Genomic DNA, 17,847 nt, shown 5'->3' on the forward strand with positions numbered 1-17,847 from the left:
TGTACTGAAATTAACCTATATATTTTTCAATACCAGACAGTCCAAAGAATTGTTCAAATTCGTCGTTATCATTAACAATTACAAGCGAAGGAACGCTTCTTACACCATATTTAACGGCTAAGTCCATATTTTCATGAGCATCAATGTGTATTATATCTTTATGTGTTTTTAATTTTTCTTTTGCAGTTGGACAATTTGGACAAGTATTAGTTGTAAATAAATATTTTTTAGTGATATTGTTAATAGCTTTATTTTTTTGATTTTCTATTTGAGTATATTTAATTTCTTTTATTTTTAATCTAGATTTTTCAATAATATATTCTTTTCTATTTTTATATTCAGAAGATTTTCCATCATTCCAATGTTTTAAAGGTCTATAATATCCAGTGATTCTACTATAAACTTCAGTTTCTTCATTACAGTCTGGACAAGTATATACTTCGCCTTTAATATATCCATGATTTTTACAAATAGAATATGTTGGTGATAGAGTATAATAAGGTAATCTATAGTTTTCAGCTATTTTTTTAACTAAATTTGCTGTTGTTTTCCAGTCACTTATTCGTTCACCAAGAAATGTATGAAAAACAGTTCCACCGGTAAATTTTGTTTGTAATCTATCTTGAATATCTAAAGCATCAAAGATATCTTCTGTAAAATCTACAGGTAAGTGACATGAATTTGTATAAAATGGTTTATCACTTTCTGGAGCTGCTGTAAAAATATTAGGATATCTTTCTTTATCCATTTTAGCAAGTCTATATGTAGTACTTTCTGCTGGAGTTGCTTCTAAATTGTATAAATTTCCTGTTTCTTCTTGATAATCAGCTATTTTATTTCTCATAAATTCAAGAACTTCTTCGGAAAATTCTATAGCATTAGGTTGAGTAAGGTTTTCTTTTATCCAATTAGCATTTAAACACATTTCATTCATACCAATTAGCCCAATTGTAGAAAAATGGGTATCAAAATTTCCTAAATATCTTTTTGCATATGGGAATAACCCCTCATCAAGTAATTTCGTAACGACAGTTCTTTTTATTTCTAATGAACGTTTGGCTATATCTAATAAATGGCTTAATTTTTGATAAAATTCTTTTTTTGTTTCAGATAAATAGGCAAGTCTTGGAAGATTTAAAGTAACAACACCTATAGAACCAGTTTTTTCACCACTTCCAAATAAACCACCAGTTTTTTTTCTAAGTTCTCTCTTATCAAGTTGTAATCTGCAACACATACTTCTTACATCACCAGGATCTAAATCACTATTTATAAAGTTTTGAAAATAAGGAGTACCATATTTTGCAGTCATTTCAAATAAAAGTTTTGCATTTTCACTATCCCATAAAAAGTCATCAGTTATATTATAAGTAGGGATTGGATATTGGAACCCTCTTCCATTTGCGTCACCTTCAAGCATAATTTCAATAAAGGCTTTATTTATCATATCCATTTCTTTTTGTAGTTCTCCATATTTAAAGTCTACTTTTTTTCCGCCAATAATAGCATATTCATCAGCTAAATCTTTTGGAGGTGTCCAATCTAGTGTAATATTGCTAAATGGAGATTGAGTTCCCCATCTACTAGGAGTATTTACTCCATATACAAATGATTGAATACATTGCTTTGTTTCTTTATAAGTCATATTATCTTGTCTTACAAAGGCAGCCAAATAAGTATCAAAACTACTAAAGGCCTGTGCACCTGCAAATTCATTTTGTAAAATTCCTAAAAAATTTACCATTTGATTGCACAAAGTAGATAAATGCTTTGCAGGAGAAGAAGTAATTTTTCCATTTACTCCCCCAAGTCCTTCTTCGATAAGTTGTCTAAGAGACCAACCAGCACAATAACCAGAAAGCATAGATAAATCATGTATATGAAAATCCCCATTTTTATGTGCTTTTGCAATTTCATCATCATATATTTCTGATAACCAGTAGTTAGCTGTAACTGCACCAGAATTATGTAAAATCAATCCACCAATTGAATAAGTTACAGTTGAATTTTCTTTTACTCTCCAATCTTCAACTTTTAAATAAGAATTTATCACATTTTTATAATCAAGAACTGTATTGGACATATTTCTTAATTTTTCTCTTTGTTTTCTATAAAGAATATATGCTTTTGCAACTTCTGTATATCCTGTTTCACTTAAAACTTTTTCTACAGAATTTTGAATATCTTCAATATTAATTTTTCCATGACTAATTTTTTCTTGGAAATCAGCTGTAGTTTTTAGTACTAAAGTATCTAGAATATCATTAGTATAATAATAATTTACAGATTCAAATGCTTTTTTAACAGCATTTTTAATTCTAGACATATCAAAATTACTTTCACTACCGTCTCTTTTAATTACAATCATAATTCTACCCCTTTATTTAATTTGATATATAAAATTATATCTTAAATAATATAAAAAGTCAAATAAAAAACACTATATATAGGTGTACTTTTTATGTACACAACTATATATAGTGTTTAAAATAGTTTTAATAATAAAAGTATCAGATATGTAACACTTCCTCCAAGAGCTGCACCAAAAAAAACTTCTGAAAAATTATGAATTCCATTTTTTATACGTGATTGTGCAACTAGTACAGCAATAAAAAATCCAAGAGCTACAATAACTATATTATTAGAAATAAAAAGTATAGCTGCCCATGCTGAAAATGCAAGTGCACTATGTCCACTTGGTTTACCTCCTTCTAAAGGAGAACCACTTTTATAATAAGACTTTAAAGCAATTACTAAAATAGATACAATAACAAAAATAACTGCAAGTGTATGAGCATAAGAGCTTTTTAAAAACTTAAAGATTTGCATAGAGCTTTTTCTTAAGTGACCAATAAAAATTAAATATCCAATAAATGTTGCTAAAACAGCAGACACAAATACAGCTCCAGAAGCTACATCTTTTATAAATTTAACCTGTGGATGATATTTAGGTTCTATAATATCAGCAAAACCTTCAATAGCAGTATTAATAAGTTCTGTTATCCATACTATACCTATTGTAATACCTAAAATAGCTAAACTTATAATATCTAACTTTAAAAAAAGAGATATTATAACAACAAAAATAGTAACTATTACATGAATTTTCATATGCCTTTCTATTATAATAGCATTTATTATACCTTCGATAGCATAATTAAATGAGTCTAAAATACTATGTTTTCTATTGTTATGATTTATTTTTTTATGTTCGAACATATCCATTCCTTTCAAGTATTTCTTCTTCTTTTGCCCGCATAATCTTTTTATCTTCTTCACTTATGTGGTCATAACCTAATAAGTGAAGAAGACCGTGTGTAAGGACATAATAAAATTCTCTTTCAAAAGAATGTCCATATTCTTTTGCTTGAGATTTAACACGTTCTAAAGAGATTATTATATCACCTAATGTTTCAATAGGTCCTTCTAAAAAATCTTCAGAATCTCTATAAGCAAAAGAGATAACATCAGTTTCAATATCTTTATTTCTATAATCTCTATTGATTATTTGTATATTTTCATTTCCTGTAAGTAATAGAGAAAGGTATATATCTCTATTTGAATTATATTCATCTTCAAGTAAAGTGACTATAAAATCTTTTATAGCTGTTAAATCTATTTTATCTTCATATCCTTCAATTCCTTTAGTTATATCTACAATGATTGCCATTTTTCTCCTTTCTATTTTTGACCTGGGTATTTTATTCTGCTATGATAAACGCCTTGGAATGTTTTTACAAAAGAATTAATAATAAGCTCAATTTCTTTGAGTGTAAGATCAGCATCAGAAAGTTGTGCATCCTCCATTTTATTTCCTATTATTCTTCTTACCATTTTTTCAACTTCAAGGGGATTTTTATCATCCATAGATCTTACAGCTGCCTCTATTGAGTCAGCAAGCATTATAATAGCAGATTCTTTAGTTTTGGGTTTTGGTCCATCATATCTAAAATCACTTTCATTTATATCGGGATTATTTTTTTTAACTTTATTATAAAAATAAGCAAGTAAAGTAGTTCCTTGATGTTCGGCCATGATATCTCTTATTTCTTTCGGTATTTTATATTTTTTTCCCATTTCTTGTCCATCTTTTGTATGTGCTTTAATAATCATTGTACTTAAAGTGGGAGATAAATTATCATGAGGATTTACGCCACTATGTTGATTTTCGACATAAAAATTTGGTCTTTTCATTTTACCGATATCATGATAATAACAAGCAACTCTTGTAAAAGTAGAATCAGCTCCTATACATTCTGCAGCTTGTTCAGATAATGTAGCAACAAGCATAGAATGATTAAATGTACCAGGTGCTTCAAGAGCCATTTTCCTAAGCAAAGGATGAGAAAGGTCTCCAAGCTCAACTAATTTTAGTTTTGTAAGAATATTAAATGTTTCTTCAAAATAAGGTAATAGAGCTATTGTAAGCATTCCTGAAAATATTCCAGATCCAAAAAGCTCTGAATTCATCAAGATAATATTAACTATATTTTTTTTACTAATGAGTAATACAGCAGTACCAACAAGTATTTTTATTAAAGAAATATATAAACCTACAGAAACCATATCAGTTCTATTTTTTATAGATTTTATTAAACCACTAGTAAAAATAAGTGAAAAAAGTAAGATAATAAATAATTGATAATTATAACCAAAAATTGGGAGCAAGTAAAGTAATAAAAATCCATTTATGATTAGTGAATAATTAATATTTACTAAAAGACCTAAAATTAAAGTTATTGCTTCAAAAGGTAATAGCCAAAATAAGTTTTTAGCTATAAATCTCGAAGTAATAAAATAAATTATGGTAATAATAGCTGTAGCTAAAAAAATATTATTATTTAAAATTTTATCTTTTATATTTCTTTCAAGTGCAAAATAAAATATTATTGATAAAATAATTAAATATATAAATGTACCAAAAAATATTTTAAAATTATCACGCATGTTAAATAATCCTAGTTGATTTAACATTTTTAATTTTTCCTTAGTGATGACTTCATTTTTTTTTAATATAATATCTCCAGCATTAATTGTTATATTAACGTCTTTTATATTTAATAATTCATTTTTTAGTTTCTCTTCAGTTTTTTCATAACTAAATATATAATTAGATTTTAAAAATGAAACTGCAATTTTTTTTGGTAATTCTGAATTAGAGTTTAAACTATTTTTGATTTTAATTAAATCTTTTTCTTTTATTCCTTGATTAAAATAATTATTTAATTCTAATAAGATTTGAGAATGAAGCTTATCATAATCTTTTATATTTAAAAGTTTTTCTATATCAGTTTTTGAAAGCAAAGGAAGTACTGCATTTATATAATCAATTTTTAATTTTGAATTTTCATACTTCATTGCATTAATAAAAGTGCTTAAATCCTCAAATACTTTTTGCTCAACAACTCTATTTCTTTCGTAAATGCCTTCACTATTTTTTATAAGATTATCTATAATTTCTTTTTTCTTTTCTTCATCGCTATATTTAAATGTAAAAGGAGCAATAATAGGTTTTTGTAGTGTATCTCCTATTTTATAAGGGTTTTTTCTAAAGATTTGTATATAATTACTAATAGAAAAAAAGAATAAAAACAATATAAAAAACATTATTCTATTAATAAATATTTTATCATCTGGAAGTTTTTTCTTTTCTTTTTTGGTAGAAATTTTTTCAATTTTAAAAATAAATTTTCTACCAAAAAAATCAAAATTAATCATATATCCTCCATTATTAAAAATAAATTTATGAAAAAATCCGATACACTTTTAGAGTATCGGATTTCACTTTACAATTATACTATATATTTTTTTTAATTACAAGTTTTTTAGCTCTTTTACTTTTTCAATAATTTTTTCAATATCACCATTATTTTCTTCAATAATTTTAACTATTGCAGAACCAACAATTATTCCATCAGCAATTTTTTCAAATTTTTCGACATCACTTCTTTTTGAGATTCCAAAACCAATAGCTAAAGGTAAATCAGTATATTTTTTTACTTTATTTAAATAGTTTTCAATATTGATTTCAAAATTATCTCTAACACCTGTAACTCCCATAGAAGATACACAATATACAAATCCCTGACTATCCTTAACGATATCTTTGATTCTATTATTTGAATTTGGAGCAACTAAAGGTATTAAATCTATAGATTTTGGAAGTGGTAAAATTTCATTTCTTTCCTCAAGAGGAAGATCCGGAATAATTAATCCATCTATTCCAACTTCTTCACAATTTTTTATAAACTTATTTTTTCCATAACTAAATATAATATTGTAATAAACTAAAAAAACTAAAGGGATATCAAGAGATTTTCTAATAGTTTTTACCATATTAAAAATATCATCTACTTTTATTCCATTGTCAAGAGCTCTTTTAGCAGCTCTTTGAATAACAGGGCCATCAGCTGGTGGATCAGAAAAAGGAATTCCAATTTCAATAATATCAACGCCTGCTTCTGCTTGAGCATATATTAATTTTTCTGTTTGCTTTATATTTGGATCACCAGCAGTTAAATATGTAATAAGAGCTGTTTTGTGTTCTTTTTTTAATTTATCAAAACATGTTTTAATTCTACTCATATTTCCCCCTATATATCTTTTTTCATAAATTTTGCAATAGTATGTATATCTTTATCTCCTCTACCAGAAACATTAACAATAATAACTTTATCTTTTTGCATATTAGGAGCAATCTTCATAAGATAAGCAATAGCATGAGAACTTTCAAGTGCAGGAATTATACCTTCTTCTTCACATAAAAGTTTAAATCCTTCTAGAGCTTCATTATCAGTTACTGAGACATACTGAGCTCTTCTTGTTTCGTATAAATAAGCATGTTCAGGACCTGTACCTGGATAATCAAGGCCAGCAGAAATAGAATGAGCTTCATGTATCTGTCCATCAGTATCTTGAAGAATATATGTTTTCATTCCATGAAGGACTCCAATTCTTCCTTGAAATGCAGCAGCATGTTTTCCAGTTTCGATTCCTTTACCAGCAGCTTCTACTCCTATAAGCTTTACATTTGTATCTTTTATAAATGGAGCAAAAATTCCCATAGCATTACTCCCACCACCAACACAAGCAATTATTGTATCAGGAAGTCTATTTTCTACTTCTAATATTTGTTTTTTTGTTTCTTCCCCAATAATTTTTTGAAATTCTCTAACTATTGTAGGATAAGGATGTGGACCAACAACAGAGCCAAGGACATAAAAGGTATCTTCTACGGTTCTAACCCATTCTCTAAGAGCTTCATTTGTAGCATCTTTTAGAGTGGCAGTACCACTAGTGACTGGGATAACTTTTGCACCAAGAAGTTCCATTTTAAAAACATTTAATTTTTGTCTTTCAATATCTTCTGCTCCCATATATACTCTACATTCCATTCCAAAAAGGGCAGCGCCGGTAGCAGTAGCAACCCCATGTTGTCCAGCGCCAGTTTCAGCTATAACTTTTGTTTTTCCCATTTTTTTTGCAAGTAATATTTGACCAATAACATTATTTATTTTATGGGCACCTGTATGATTAAGGTCTTCTCTTTTTAAATATATTTTAGCACCACCAAGTTTTTTAGTAAGTTTTTCAGCAAAATAAAGTGGATTTGGTCTTCCAACATATTGTTTCATATAATACATATATTCATTTTTAAATTCTTCTGTAAAACAATGTTTTTTAAATGCTTTTTCTAATTCAATGAGTGGATTCATTAATGTTTCAGATACATACTGACCACCAAATTCTCCAAATTTTTTTCTAAGCTCCATAAAATCCTCCCTTAGTTTATAATTAATTTTTTATGAATTATATATTTCTAATTAAATTAATGATATTTTTTATTTTTTCTTCATCTTTATAACTATTTATTTCAACCCCAGAACTAATATCAATAATACTAGGATTTACAATCTTTATAGCTTCTTTAACATTATTAATATTTATTCCGCCAGCAAGAGCTATTTTATAATTTTCGCTTAAATTTTTAGCATATTTCCAATTAAAGGTTTTTCCGGTACCACCTTTACCATTATCTAATAAAATTATCTCTACATATTTTTTATATATTTCCATTTGTTTTTTAATATTTTTATTTTTTACAGATAAAGCTTTCCATACGGTTTTTTTAATATTTTTTATATATTCAATATCTTCATTTCCATGAAGCTGGATAATATCTAAATTACAAATATTACTAATTTCATTTACTGTATCAAAAGTTTCATTTACAAAAACACCAACTTTTTTTATATTAGGATTTAAATTATTTAAAAATGGTGCAATAATATTTGGTTTGATATATCTTTTGCTTTTAGGATAAAAAATAATACCTATATAATCAGGATTATATTTATTTATAATATCTATATCTTCTTTTCTTCTTATTCCGCAAATTTTTATTTTCATAAATTACTCCTCAAAGGCTTTTTTAAATGATTTAGCTAAATGATTTATGTTACTACTTTTCATAAAACTTTCTCCAACTAATATTCCATCAATATTACCTTTTTTTAAATGTTTAATATCATTTTTGTCAAAAATACCGCTTTCACTTATTAATATTTTATTTTTTTCAATATATTGTGAAAGTTCAAGAGTAGTATTAAGTGATACAGAAAAATCTTTTAAATTTCTATTATTGATCCCAATAATATCTACATCTATATTAAGCGCTCTATTTAATTCCTTTAAATTATGAATTTCTACAAGACAATCAAGCTCTAATTCTTTTGCTAATGAATAAAAGTTTTTAATTTCATCATCACTAAGAATAGACACAATAAGTAGTATAGCTGAAGCACCAAGATATTTTGCTTCATAAATCTGTATAGGATCAATAATAAAATCTTTTCTAAGAAGAGGGATATCAACATTATTAGATATATCTTTTAAATATTCAGCTTTCCCCATAAAAAAATTTTCTTCTGTAAGAATAGACATAGCATCAACAATATTATTATATTCTTTAGCTATTTCAATCGGATTGAAACTTTCTCTAATAATTCCTTTTGAAGGTGAAGCTTTTTTGACTTCTCCAATAATAGATAAACCTTCTTTTTTCATTGCATTATAAAAATTTGGCTTCTTTATAGAAAAATCAATATTTTTTTCAAAATTAGATATGGTAAAATCAAAGTCGTATATAGAATTTTCTTTTAATTCTTTTAGTCGTTGTTTTTTTCTATTTACTATTTTTGCAAGTATAGTTTCCATAATCCTCCCTTTTACTAAGCTATAAATATATATTATATAAAGAATAAGAGCATCAAGAATATTTAAAGCTAGTATTTTATACAAATAATAATTATAAAAATCATTTTAAACTATGAGCTTTATAATTGTTTTCTGTAGAATTCTTTTTTTATGATTTCTTTTATTTTTTAAATTTATTAGTAAACTCTATAAATTGATTTAATTTTTCAAATGCTTTTCCAGATTCTATAATATCTTTTGCTAAATAAACCCCTTCTCTTATATTTTCAGCTTTTTTACCTACATAGAGAGCAGCACCAGCATTAAGAAGTAATATATCATATTTAGCACCTTTTAATTTATTTTGAAGAAGTTCTTTTATAATATTTGCATTTTCTTCGACAGTTCCACCTTTTATTTCGCAACTGTCATATAAAGGCATTCCAAAATCTTTTGGTGAAATATAATAAGTTTGAATTTCACCGTTATTTAATTCTGTTATTTTTGTATTATTACAAGAACTTATTTCATCTAATTTATCCATACCATAAACAACTAAAGCTCTTTCTAAACCCAAATTTTTTAGAGCAGAAGCTATGATTTCTGTAAGTGATTCATCAAATACCCCTAAAACTTGACCTTTTGCAAATGCTGGATTAGTAAGCGGTCCAAGAACGTTAAAAATAGTTCTTTCTTTTAATTCTTTTCTTACTGGTACAGCATACTTCATAGCTTTATGAAAATTTGGAGCAAACATAAATCCAAGGCTTGTATTTTTTACACACTCTTTTACTTCTTCTGGAGTTAAATTAATATTTACACCAAGTTTTTCTAATACGTCAGCACTTCCACTTTTACTGGAAACAGAACGATTTCCGTGTTTTACTACTTTTATTCCAGCTGCAGCAGCAACAAACGCTACAGTAGTAGATATATTATAAGTATTAGCTCCATCACCTCCAGTGCCACAAGTATCTATAGTATATTCATTTGAAATATTAACTTTTTCAGCTTTTTCTCTCATTACATATGCTCCACCAGTTATTTCATCAGCTGTTTCACCTTTCATTCTAAGTGCTGTTAAAAATGCAGAAATTAATACTTCTGATACTTGTCCTTCCATAATCTCTGTCATGACTTGTTTCATTTCTTCTTGACTTAAATCTTGCTTTTGAAATAATTTTTTTATTGCTTTTCTTATCATATATAATCCCCCTTTTTGTTTTAATATATTATACTACGCGAATTTTTTAATTAATTAAAAAATTATAAAATTATTAATAATAAAATATTAAATTATAAGTTTACAAAATTTTCTATCATTTTTAATCCTTCAGGTGTATAAATTGATTCTGGATGAAATTGCAATCCAATTAATTTATATTTTTTATGTCTAATTCCCATTATTTCACCATCATCAGTTTTTGCAGTTATTTCAAAATCATTACTTAAAGTACCATCTATAATAGCAAGAGAATGATATCTAGCTACTTGAGTAGGATTAGTAATTTTTTTAAAAACACCTTTTCCATCATGTTTTATCATAGAAGATTTACCATGATAAATAGCTTTTGCATAACTAATGGTAGCGCCAAAGGCTTCTCCGATTGATTGATGGCCAAGGCATATTCCAAGGATTGGAATTTCTTGATGCAATTTTTGAATAAGTTCTACACATATCCCTGCTTCTTTTGGTGTTTTAGGACCAGGTGAAAGTACAATTTTTTCAGGATTGAGAGCTTTAATTTCTTCTACACTCATTTCATCATTTCTAATAACTTTTATATTTTTTTCAAATGTTCCCAAATATTGATATAAATTATAAGTAAAAGAATCATAGTTATCTATTAAAATTATCATTTTTTCTCCTTTCATTTTATGAAATTTTCTAATATAGTCTGCATAATTTTATTATTAATTTCAATGTTTTCTAATTGATTTAAAATTTGATTTTTAGATTGAATGTAATTTTTATTTTCAGTTAATTCATCATTAGAATTATCAATTATAGATATAATATTTTCTTTTTTCATTTCTAAATGAAATTGTAATGCAATTATGTTATTAAAAATAAATCCTTGATTGTCACAAGCTTCACTTTCAAATATTTTTTCTGCTTTATCAGGTATTAAAAACTTATCACCATGCCAATGCATAGTTTTAAATTCAGTTGGCACATTGTATAAAAATTTATGATTAGATACTTTTTTTACATTAAACCATCCTATCTCTTTTTCTTTATTTTTAACAACTTTTGAGCCAAGTAAATCTGCTATTAATTGAGCACCTAAGCAAATTCCAATAATTTTTTTATTAGCATTAATGACTTGCTTTATAAATGTTTTTTCTTCTTTTAAGAATGGATATTGTTTTTCTTCATAAATATTCATAGGACCACCAAGAATAACTAAGATATCAATATCATTAATATTTGGTAGTTTATAGTTTTCATACATTTTAATATATTTAAATGTATAATTATTTTTTATAGCCCAATTTTCTATTATGCCTGGATCTTCAAAAGATACATGTTTTATACAGAATATATTCATTGACATCTCCTTTTTTTATAATTTAGCTTTTTATAGCTGTTAATAGAGCTTTTACTTTATTTTTTGTTTCTTCATATTCCATTTCCGGATTTGAATCAGATGTTATACCTGCTCCAGCTTGCATATATACTTTATTATCTTTTATTATCATAGTTCTTATTGCGATACAAGTATCCATATCACCATTATATGAAAAATATCCGGCAGCACCTCCATATATTCCTCTTTTTTCCTTTTCAAGCTCTTCAATTATTTCCATAGCTCTTATTTTAGGAGCTCCTGATAATGTACCTGCAGGTAAAAATGATGATAATATAGAAAAAGCATCTTTGTCTTTTCTTTTTTCTCCTTCAACTAATGAAACTATATGCATTACATGAGAATAATAATGAATTTTCATAAATTCAGTTACTTTAACACTACCAATTTTTGATATTCGCCCCATATCGTTCCTAGCTAAATCGACTAACATAATGTGTTCTGCTTTTTCTTTTTCATCATTTAATAAATCTTTTGCAAGTAACAAATCTTCTTTTTCATCTTTTCCTCTTTTTTTAGTACCCGCAATAGGACAATTAAATACTTCATCTCCTCGAAGCTCTACAAGCATTTCAGGAGAACTACCAGCTACTTGATAATTACCAAAATTAAAATAAAATAAATATGGAGAAGGATTTAAACTTCTTAGTTTTCTATATAAATTGAATGGATGTTCATTTGTTTCTAGTGTCCATCGTTGAGAAAGAACTACTTGAAAAATATCTCCTTCAAATATATATTTTTTAGCTTTTTGAACCATTTCTATAAATTCCTCTTTTGTTGTATTACTTATAGCCTCATTTTCAATTTTGATTTTATTAATATTATAAAAATTAATCGGTAAAGTTGTAGTTTTGATAATGTTCTCAATTTCTTCGATTCGTTTATATGCTAATTCTTCATTGTTTTTATCTTCAAGAACAATAATAGAAATATCTTGATGATAATGATCATACATAATAAATTCTGTTAAAAACATCATATTTGATTCAGGAAGGTTTAAATTATCTGGGTTTATTTTTGGAAGTTTTTCATATTGTTTTATTATATCGTATCCAATTACACCTACAGCACCACCACAAAAAGGAAGACTAGAATCTTCAATAATTTTGATATTCTCAATTTCTTCTTTTATTGTATCAAGAACTCGTCCATTTTTTTTTAAAATTTCTCCATTTTTTTTAATTTTTATACTTGATTCATTTGATTCAACAATAATAAAAGGATTTTTACCAATAAAAGAATATCTTCCTTTTATAGAGTCTCTACTTTCAAGTAATATTCCAATATCATTATTTATATATTTTTTATATAAAGTAATGGGTGTTTCTATATCCCCAGATATTTTTTTTTTAAATACTTTTAACTCTTTCATAATTTTCCCCCTTAGTTATAAATTTTAAATTATTGATTTTATTATTTTAAATTGATATTTTTATAGTTCTCTTAGTTTTTTATTATTGATATATAATAAAAAAAGACCGTTCTAAGAACAGTCTTTATGTATAAATTATTTATCTATAAAAATTATATCTTAAAATTACTAAAAGATATAATCTAATAGATAGTATCGTTCTTAGATATGATACTACAGATTATATATTTAGTTGATTCAAGATATTCGTTTTTCCACCAGCTTTTAAATATAGTAACCATATCTAAAACACTCCTTTTTTATTATTTGTATTAATGTTATCATACTAAAAAACATAAATCAAGTTTTTTTTGAAATTTTAAAATTATTTTTCTAAAATTTTATTAAGAATATCAATTTGTTGTTTTATAGCAAAAATTTCGTTTTTTTCTAATGAAAAATTATTTAACAAGTTAGTAGGAATATTTTTTGCTTTATTTTTTAAATTTCTTCCTTTTGTAGTAAGAGAGATTATTAGATTTCGTTCATCAAATTTATTTCGATTTCTTTTTATGTATTCTTTTTTTTCAAGCTTTTTTAAAAGAGGGGTAAGAGTTCCAGAATCAAGAGAAAGAATTTTTCCTATTTCATTTACATTTATTCCATCTTTTTCCCATAATACAAGCATAGTAATATATTGAGTATAAGTAAGATCAAGTTTATTTAAAAGGGGTTTGTAAATTGTATTTATATTTTTCATCAATTTATATACACTAAAACAAAATTGATTTTCAATTTTTAAAATATCATTCATTTTTATTACCAACCTTTTTAAAATTTCTATTTAAATTATAACAAAAATAAAGTTAAAAATAAAGTTAAAAAATACATTATAATTAAAATAAATCTCAATAAATAAAAAAATTCTTTATGAATAAAAAAACAAAAAATAATATATATTTTTAAAAAAAATATGCTATACTAAATTGATTAAACTAAATAAAGGGGAGGATAATTTATGAAAAAACAACTTTTAATAAGAGCAATAGAAAATAAAGATGTGTGTGCAGTAGAAAGTGATGCATTAATTACAGCAGTTGATTCTAAAGGTATTTGGTGTGGACAAGTGGATATGGCTATTCGAAAAAATGTAGGTGATTATTATCATCAAGCATTATTAGGACATATTAGACAAAAAACAGGAACTTCTTTATTTGATGATGGGCAAGTAGTTTTAGTTGAAAAAGATGAAGGAATGAAAACAGCATTTAATAATATTATTTTTGTGATTGATGATTTAAGAAAACCTTTATCAGAAATTATATATAGTGGACTAGTAAAAGCTAATGAAGAAGAATATAAAATAGTATCCATGTCATCAATTAGAGCAGGAGAATCTTTTGGTAAAAAAGAAAAAACTTATGAAGAAATGGCAAAAGAAGTATTTAAAGGAATTAGAAAATTTTTAAATGAAACAGAAGAAGTAAAAATAGATAGATTGTTTATTTTAACATATGATAATGAAAAATATAAAAACCTTTTAATACAAGAATTTAATACAGATGAAGATTTAGTAGCAATATACTAAAATTTTTGTTTAATATTTATAAATTTTTATTGACAAAACATTAAAATTAATATATACTAATTTAGTCAAAAAAGCAAGTTATCAAGAGAAGTGGAGGGACCGGCCCAATGAAACTTCAGCAACCTACTGTAACCTTATTTAGTGTGGTGCTAATTCCGAGAGATGATAGAGAGTAGAGTAACCTCTTTCATTTCTGAAAGAGGTTTTTTATTATCTAAATATTTAGAAAAGGAGAAAAAAATGATAGAAAAAGGAAGAGTATTTTTCACTTCTGAGTCTGTTACTGAAGGTCATCCAGACAAAATGGCAGACCAAATCTCAGATGCTATACTTGATGCAATTTTAAAAGAAGACCCAAAAGCTAGAGTGGCTTGTGAAACTATGCTTACAACAGGACTTGTTGTAATAGCAGGTGAAATAACGACTGCAACTTATGTTGATTTTCAAAAAATTGTAAGAAATACAGTAAAAGAAATAGGATATACAAGAGCAAAATATGGATTTGATTTTGAAACTTGTGCAGTGATAAATTCTATTCATGAACAATCAGCAGATATAGCTATGGGAGTAGATGAATCTTTAGAAATAAAAGAAAACAAATCAAAAAAAGAGGATGAAAGAGAATTACTTGGTGCAGGAGACCAAGGAATTATGTTTGGTTTTGCTACTAATGAGACAGAAGAATTGATGCCAATGCCTATTATACTAGCACATAAATTAGCTAGAAAATTATCAGAAGTAAGAAAAAACAATACATTAGATTATTTAAGACCAGATGGAAAAACTCAAGTAACAGTAGAATATGTAGATGGAAAACCAGTTAGGATAGATGCAATAGTAATATCAACTCAACATGATTCTGATATTACACATGATAAAATAGAACATGATATGAAAAAATATGTTATAAATTCAATAATTCCAGAAGAATTATTAGATGAAAATACAAAATATTATATAAATCCAACTGGAAGATTTGTTATTGGAGGCCCTCACGGTGATGCTGGTCTTACAGGAAGAAAAATCATAGTTGATACTTATGGTGGAATGGGAAGACATGGTGGAGGAGCATTTTCTGGAAAAGACCCTACGAAAGTAGATAGAAGTGCCGCTTATGCTGCAAGATGGGTTGCTAAAAATATAGTTGCTGCAGGACTTGCTGATAAATGTGAAATACAGTTATCTTATGCAATAGGAGTAGCTAGTCCTACTTCAATAGCAGTAAATACTTTTGAAACAGGAAAAGTAGCAGATGATACTATAGTAAAAGCGGTAAAAAAAGTATTTGATTTAAGACCAGGGGCAATAATTCAAGATTTAGACTTAAGAAGACCTTTATATAGACAAGTAGCAGCTTATGGACATTTTGGTAGAATAGACTTAGATTTACCATGGGAAAAAACTAATAAAGTAGAAGAACTAAAAAAAATAGTAGAAGAATTAAAATAATTAATAAAAAGAGTGTATTTATATTTTATAAATACACTCTTTTATATTGTTTAAATTTTAGTTATTTAATTTTTAAAAAATCTGCGATAGTATCTTTCATTTTATTAGGATTAATTACAGTTTTATGTAAAATTTCTTTTTTATTAAGTTCGAAAACAGCTTTTGGGATTTCTAAATTTGTAATTTTAGAAAGTTCTTCAATTAATTCAAAATCAGATTTATTATCAAGATTTTTATCAATGATAGATTCTAATACTGCTCTAGTAAATTTAAAAGGGCTAGCAGTAGAAGCTATAAGAGTTTTAGTATCAGTATCATTTGTTTCTTCTAAATAATTTTCATATACTTTATATGCAACAGCAGTATGTGTGTCTATAACATATGAATATTTTTCATATACATTTTTAATTGTAGATTTTGTAGATTTATCATCAGCAAATCCACCATAAAATTTATTTAATTTTTCTTTTAAATTATTTGGTAATTCGTATTTACCATTGGTTTTTAAAGAATTCATTAATTCAATAATAAGTTTATCATTTTTATCTGTTAATGATTCAATAAATCTTTCAAGATTACTTGAGATTAGAATATCCATTGAAGGCGATATTGTAGTGTTAAATTCTCTATTTATATCATATATTCCAGTATTTAAAAAATCAGTAAGAACGTTATTTATATTACTTGCACATATAAATTTATTTACTGGTAGTCCCATTTTAAAAGCGTAATATGAAGCTAATATATTACCAAAATTTCCAGTAGGAACTACTACATTTATTTTATCTCCAGTTTTTATTTTATTATTTTTTATTAAATTAAAATATCCGTAAAAATAGTAAATGATTTGGGGAACTAACCTACCTATATTTATTGAATTAGCGCTAGAAAAAACATACCCGTTTTCATTTAAAATTTTATTAAATTCAGTGTCATTAAAAATATCTTTTACACCACTTTGAGCATCATCAAAATTTCCATTGATAGCTACAACAAATGTATTATCTCCAGTTTGAGTAACCATTTGAGCTTTTTGTACTTCGCTTACACCATCAGTAGGGAAAAATACAATTATTTTAATCCCTTCATTATTTGCAAAACCTTCTAAAGCAGCTTTTCCTGTATCACCACTTGTTGCAGTTAGGATAACTATATCTTTTTTTTCATTATTTTTTTCTTTTGAGAGCTTCATAAATTTAGGCAAAATAGAAAGAGCCATATCTTTAAATGCTAAGGTAGGTCCTCTATATAATTCTAAAAAAGAAACATTTTCAATATCTTTTATACTAACTATATCTTCTGTTTCAAATTTTTCATTATATGCTTCATTTATACACCATTTTATCTCTTCTTCATCAAAATCATTTAAAAATTTTGAAAGTATATCAAAAGCTAATGATTTATAATCAACTTCTAGATATTTTTTATTAAAAATATCTATTTTTTCAAAATTTTCAGGTACAAAAAGTCCTCCATTTGTTGACAAGCCTTTTAATACTCCTTCAGAAAAAGATACTTTTTCATTTACATTTCTAGTACTATAATACATTTTCATATATATTCCCCCAAACTTTGTCTAAAAATTTTATACAATGGTTATAAATTTTAAATACTTTTTTAGATATTTTATCATAAAGTTTAAAATATTCAAATACTTTTTTCGAATTATT

The 17,847-nt window shown here is 25.8% G+C and carries 16 protein-coding genes and 1 riboswitch; of the genes, 2 read left to right on the forward strand and 14 right to left on the reverse strand.

The window, feature by feature from the left end; translation table 11 throughout:
- Positions 1–10: 10 nt before the first annotated feature.
- The 13 genes from EV215_RS02720 to EV215_RS02780 form a co-directional block, all read right to left on the reverse strand.
- Positions 11–2,368, reverse strand: coding sequence for a ribonucleoside triphosphate reductase (locus EV215_RS02720; protein ID WP_208320322.1), 2,358 nt, complete (start codon positions 2,366–2,368; stop codon positions 11–13).
- A 116-nt stretch (positions 2,369–2,484) separates the two neighbouring features.
- The gene (locus tag EV215_RS02725; RefSeq protein WP_166667327.1) at positions 2,485–3,219 is read right to left on the reverse strand and encodes a diacylglycerol kinase; all 735 of its coding nucleotides are present in this window, start codon (positions 3,217–3,219) and stop codon (positions 2,485–2,487) included.
- Complete coding sequence (ybeY, locus tag EV215_RS02730; RefSeq protein ID WP_134112458.1) at positions 3,206–3,670, reverse strand: rRNA maturation RNase YbeY; 465 nt, start codon at positions 3,668–3,670, stop codon at positions 3,206–3,208. The genes EV215_RS02725 and ybeY overlap by 14 nt, the downstream gene beginning before the upstream one ends.
- Before the next feature lie 11 nt (positions 3,671–3,681).
- Complete coding sequence (locus tag EV215_RS02735; protein ID WP_134112459.1) at positions 3,682–5,718, reverse strand: HD family phosphohydrolase; 2,037 nt, start codon at positions 5,716–5,718, stop codon at positions 3,682–3,684.
- A 96-nt stretch (positions 5,719–5,814) separates the two neighbouring features.
- Positions 5,815–6,585 (reverse strand): tryptophan synthase subunit alpha, encoded by a 771-nt coding sequence (trpA, locus tag EV215_RS02740; protein ID WP_134112460.1) that lies wholly within the window; start codon positions 6,583–6,585, stop codon positions 5,815–5,817.
- 8 nt (positions 6,586–6,593) lie between these two features.
- Complete coding sequence (gene trpB / locus EV215_RS02745) at positions 6,594–7,772, reverse strand: tryptophan synthase subunit beta (RefSeq protein WP_134112461.1); 1,179 nt, start codon at positions 7,770–7,772, stop codon at positions 6,594–6,596.
- A gap of 37 nt (positions 7,773–7,809) precedes the next feature.
- Complete coding sequence (locus EV215_RS02750; protein ID WP_134112462.1) at positions 7,810–8,409, reverse strand: phosphoribosylanthranilate isomerase; 600 nt, start codon at positions 8,407–8,409, stop codon at positions 7,810–7,812.
- 3 nt (positions 8,410–8,412) lie between these two features.
- Entirely contained in the window at positions 8,413–9,216 is an 804-nt protein-coding gene (gene trpC / locus EV215_RS02755) for an indole-3-glycerol phosphate synthase TrpC (RefSeq protein WP_134112463.1), read from the reverse strand.
- 160 nt (positions 9,217–9,376) lie between these two features.
- Positions 9,377–10,399, reverse strand: coding sequence for an anthranilate phosphoribosyltransferase (gene trpD / locus EV215_RS02760; RefSeq protein ID WP_134112464.1), 1,023 nt, complete (start codon positions 10,397–10,399; stop codon positions 9,377–9,379).
- A 92-nt stretch (positions 10,400–10,491) separates the two neighbouring features.
- Entirely contained in the window at positions 10,492–11,055 is a 564-nt protein-coding gene (locus tag EV215_RS02765) for an anthranilate synthase component II (RefSeq protein ID WP_134112465.1), read from the reverse strand.
- Between the two features lie 11 nt (positions 11,056–11,066).
- On the reverse strand, positions 11,067–11,747 hold the full coding sequence (locus tag EV215_RS02770; protein ID WP_166667328.1) for a type 1 glutamine amidotransferase: 681 nt from the start codon (positions 11,745–11,747) through the stop codon (positions 11,067–11,069).
- Between the two features lie 22 nt (positions 11,748–11,769).
- A complete protein-coding gene (gene trpE, locus EV215_RS02775) occupies positions 11,770–13,161 on the reverse strand; it encodes an anthranilate synthase component I (protein ID WP_134112467.1) in 1,392 nt (463 codons plus the stop codon).
- Between the two features lie 364 nt (positions 13,162–13,525).
- Positions 13,526–13,954, reverse strand: coding sequence for a MarR family winged helix-turn-helix transcriptional regulator (locus EV215_RS02780; protein WP_243832384.1), 429 nt, complete (start codon positions 13,952–13,954; stop codon positions 13,526–13,528).
- Between the two features lie 204 nt (positions 13,955–14,158).
- Here EV215_RS02780 and EV215_RS02785 point away from each other — a divergent pair, with 204 nt between their 5' ends.
- Together EV215_RS02785 and metK are read left to right on the forward strand one after the other, a co-directional pair.
- Entirely contained in the window at positions 14,159–14,728 is a 570-nt protein-coding gene (locus EV215_RS02785) for a hypothetical protein (RefSeq protein ID WP_134112468.1), read from the forward strand.
- Positions 14,729–14,803: 75 nt separating this feature from the next.
- Positions 14,804–14,897: riboswitch (SAM riboswitch) on the forward strand.
- Positions 14,898–14,968: 71 nt separating this feature from the next.
- Entirely contained in the window at positions 14,969–16,177 is a 1,209-nt protein-coding gene (metK, locus tag EV215_RS02790) for a methionine adenosyltransferase (protein WP_134112469.1), read from the forward strand.
- Positions 16,178–16,238: 61 nt separating this feature from the next.
- On the opposite strand, the gene thrC is transcribed toward metK, so the two are convergent.
- Positions 16,239–17,732 (reverse strand): threonine synthase, encoded by a 1,494-nt coding sequence (gene thrC / locus EV215_RS02795; RefSeq protein WP_134112470.1) that lies wholly within the window; start codon positions 17,730–17,732, stop codon positions 16,239–16,241.
- Positions 17,733–17,847 lie beyond the last annotated feature (115 nt).

The organism is Hypnocyclicus thermotrophus (assembly GCF_004365575.1).
Taxonomy (GTDB): domain Bacteria; phylum Fusobacteriota; class Fusobacteriia; order Fusobacteriales; family Fusobacteriaceae; genus Hypnocyclicus; species Hypnocyclicus thermotrophus.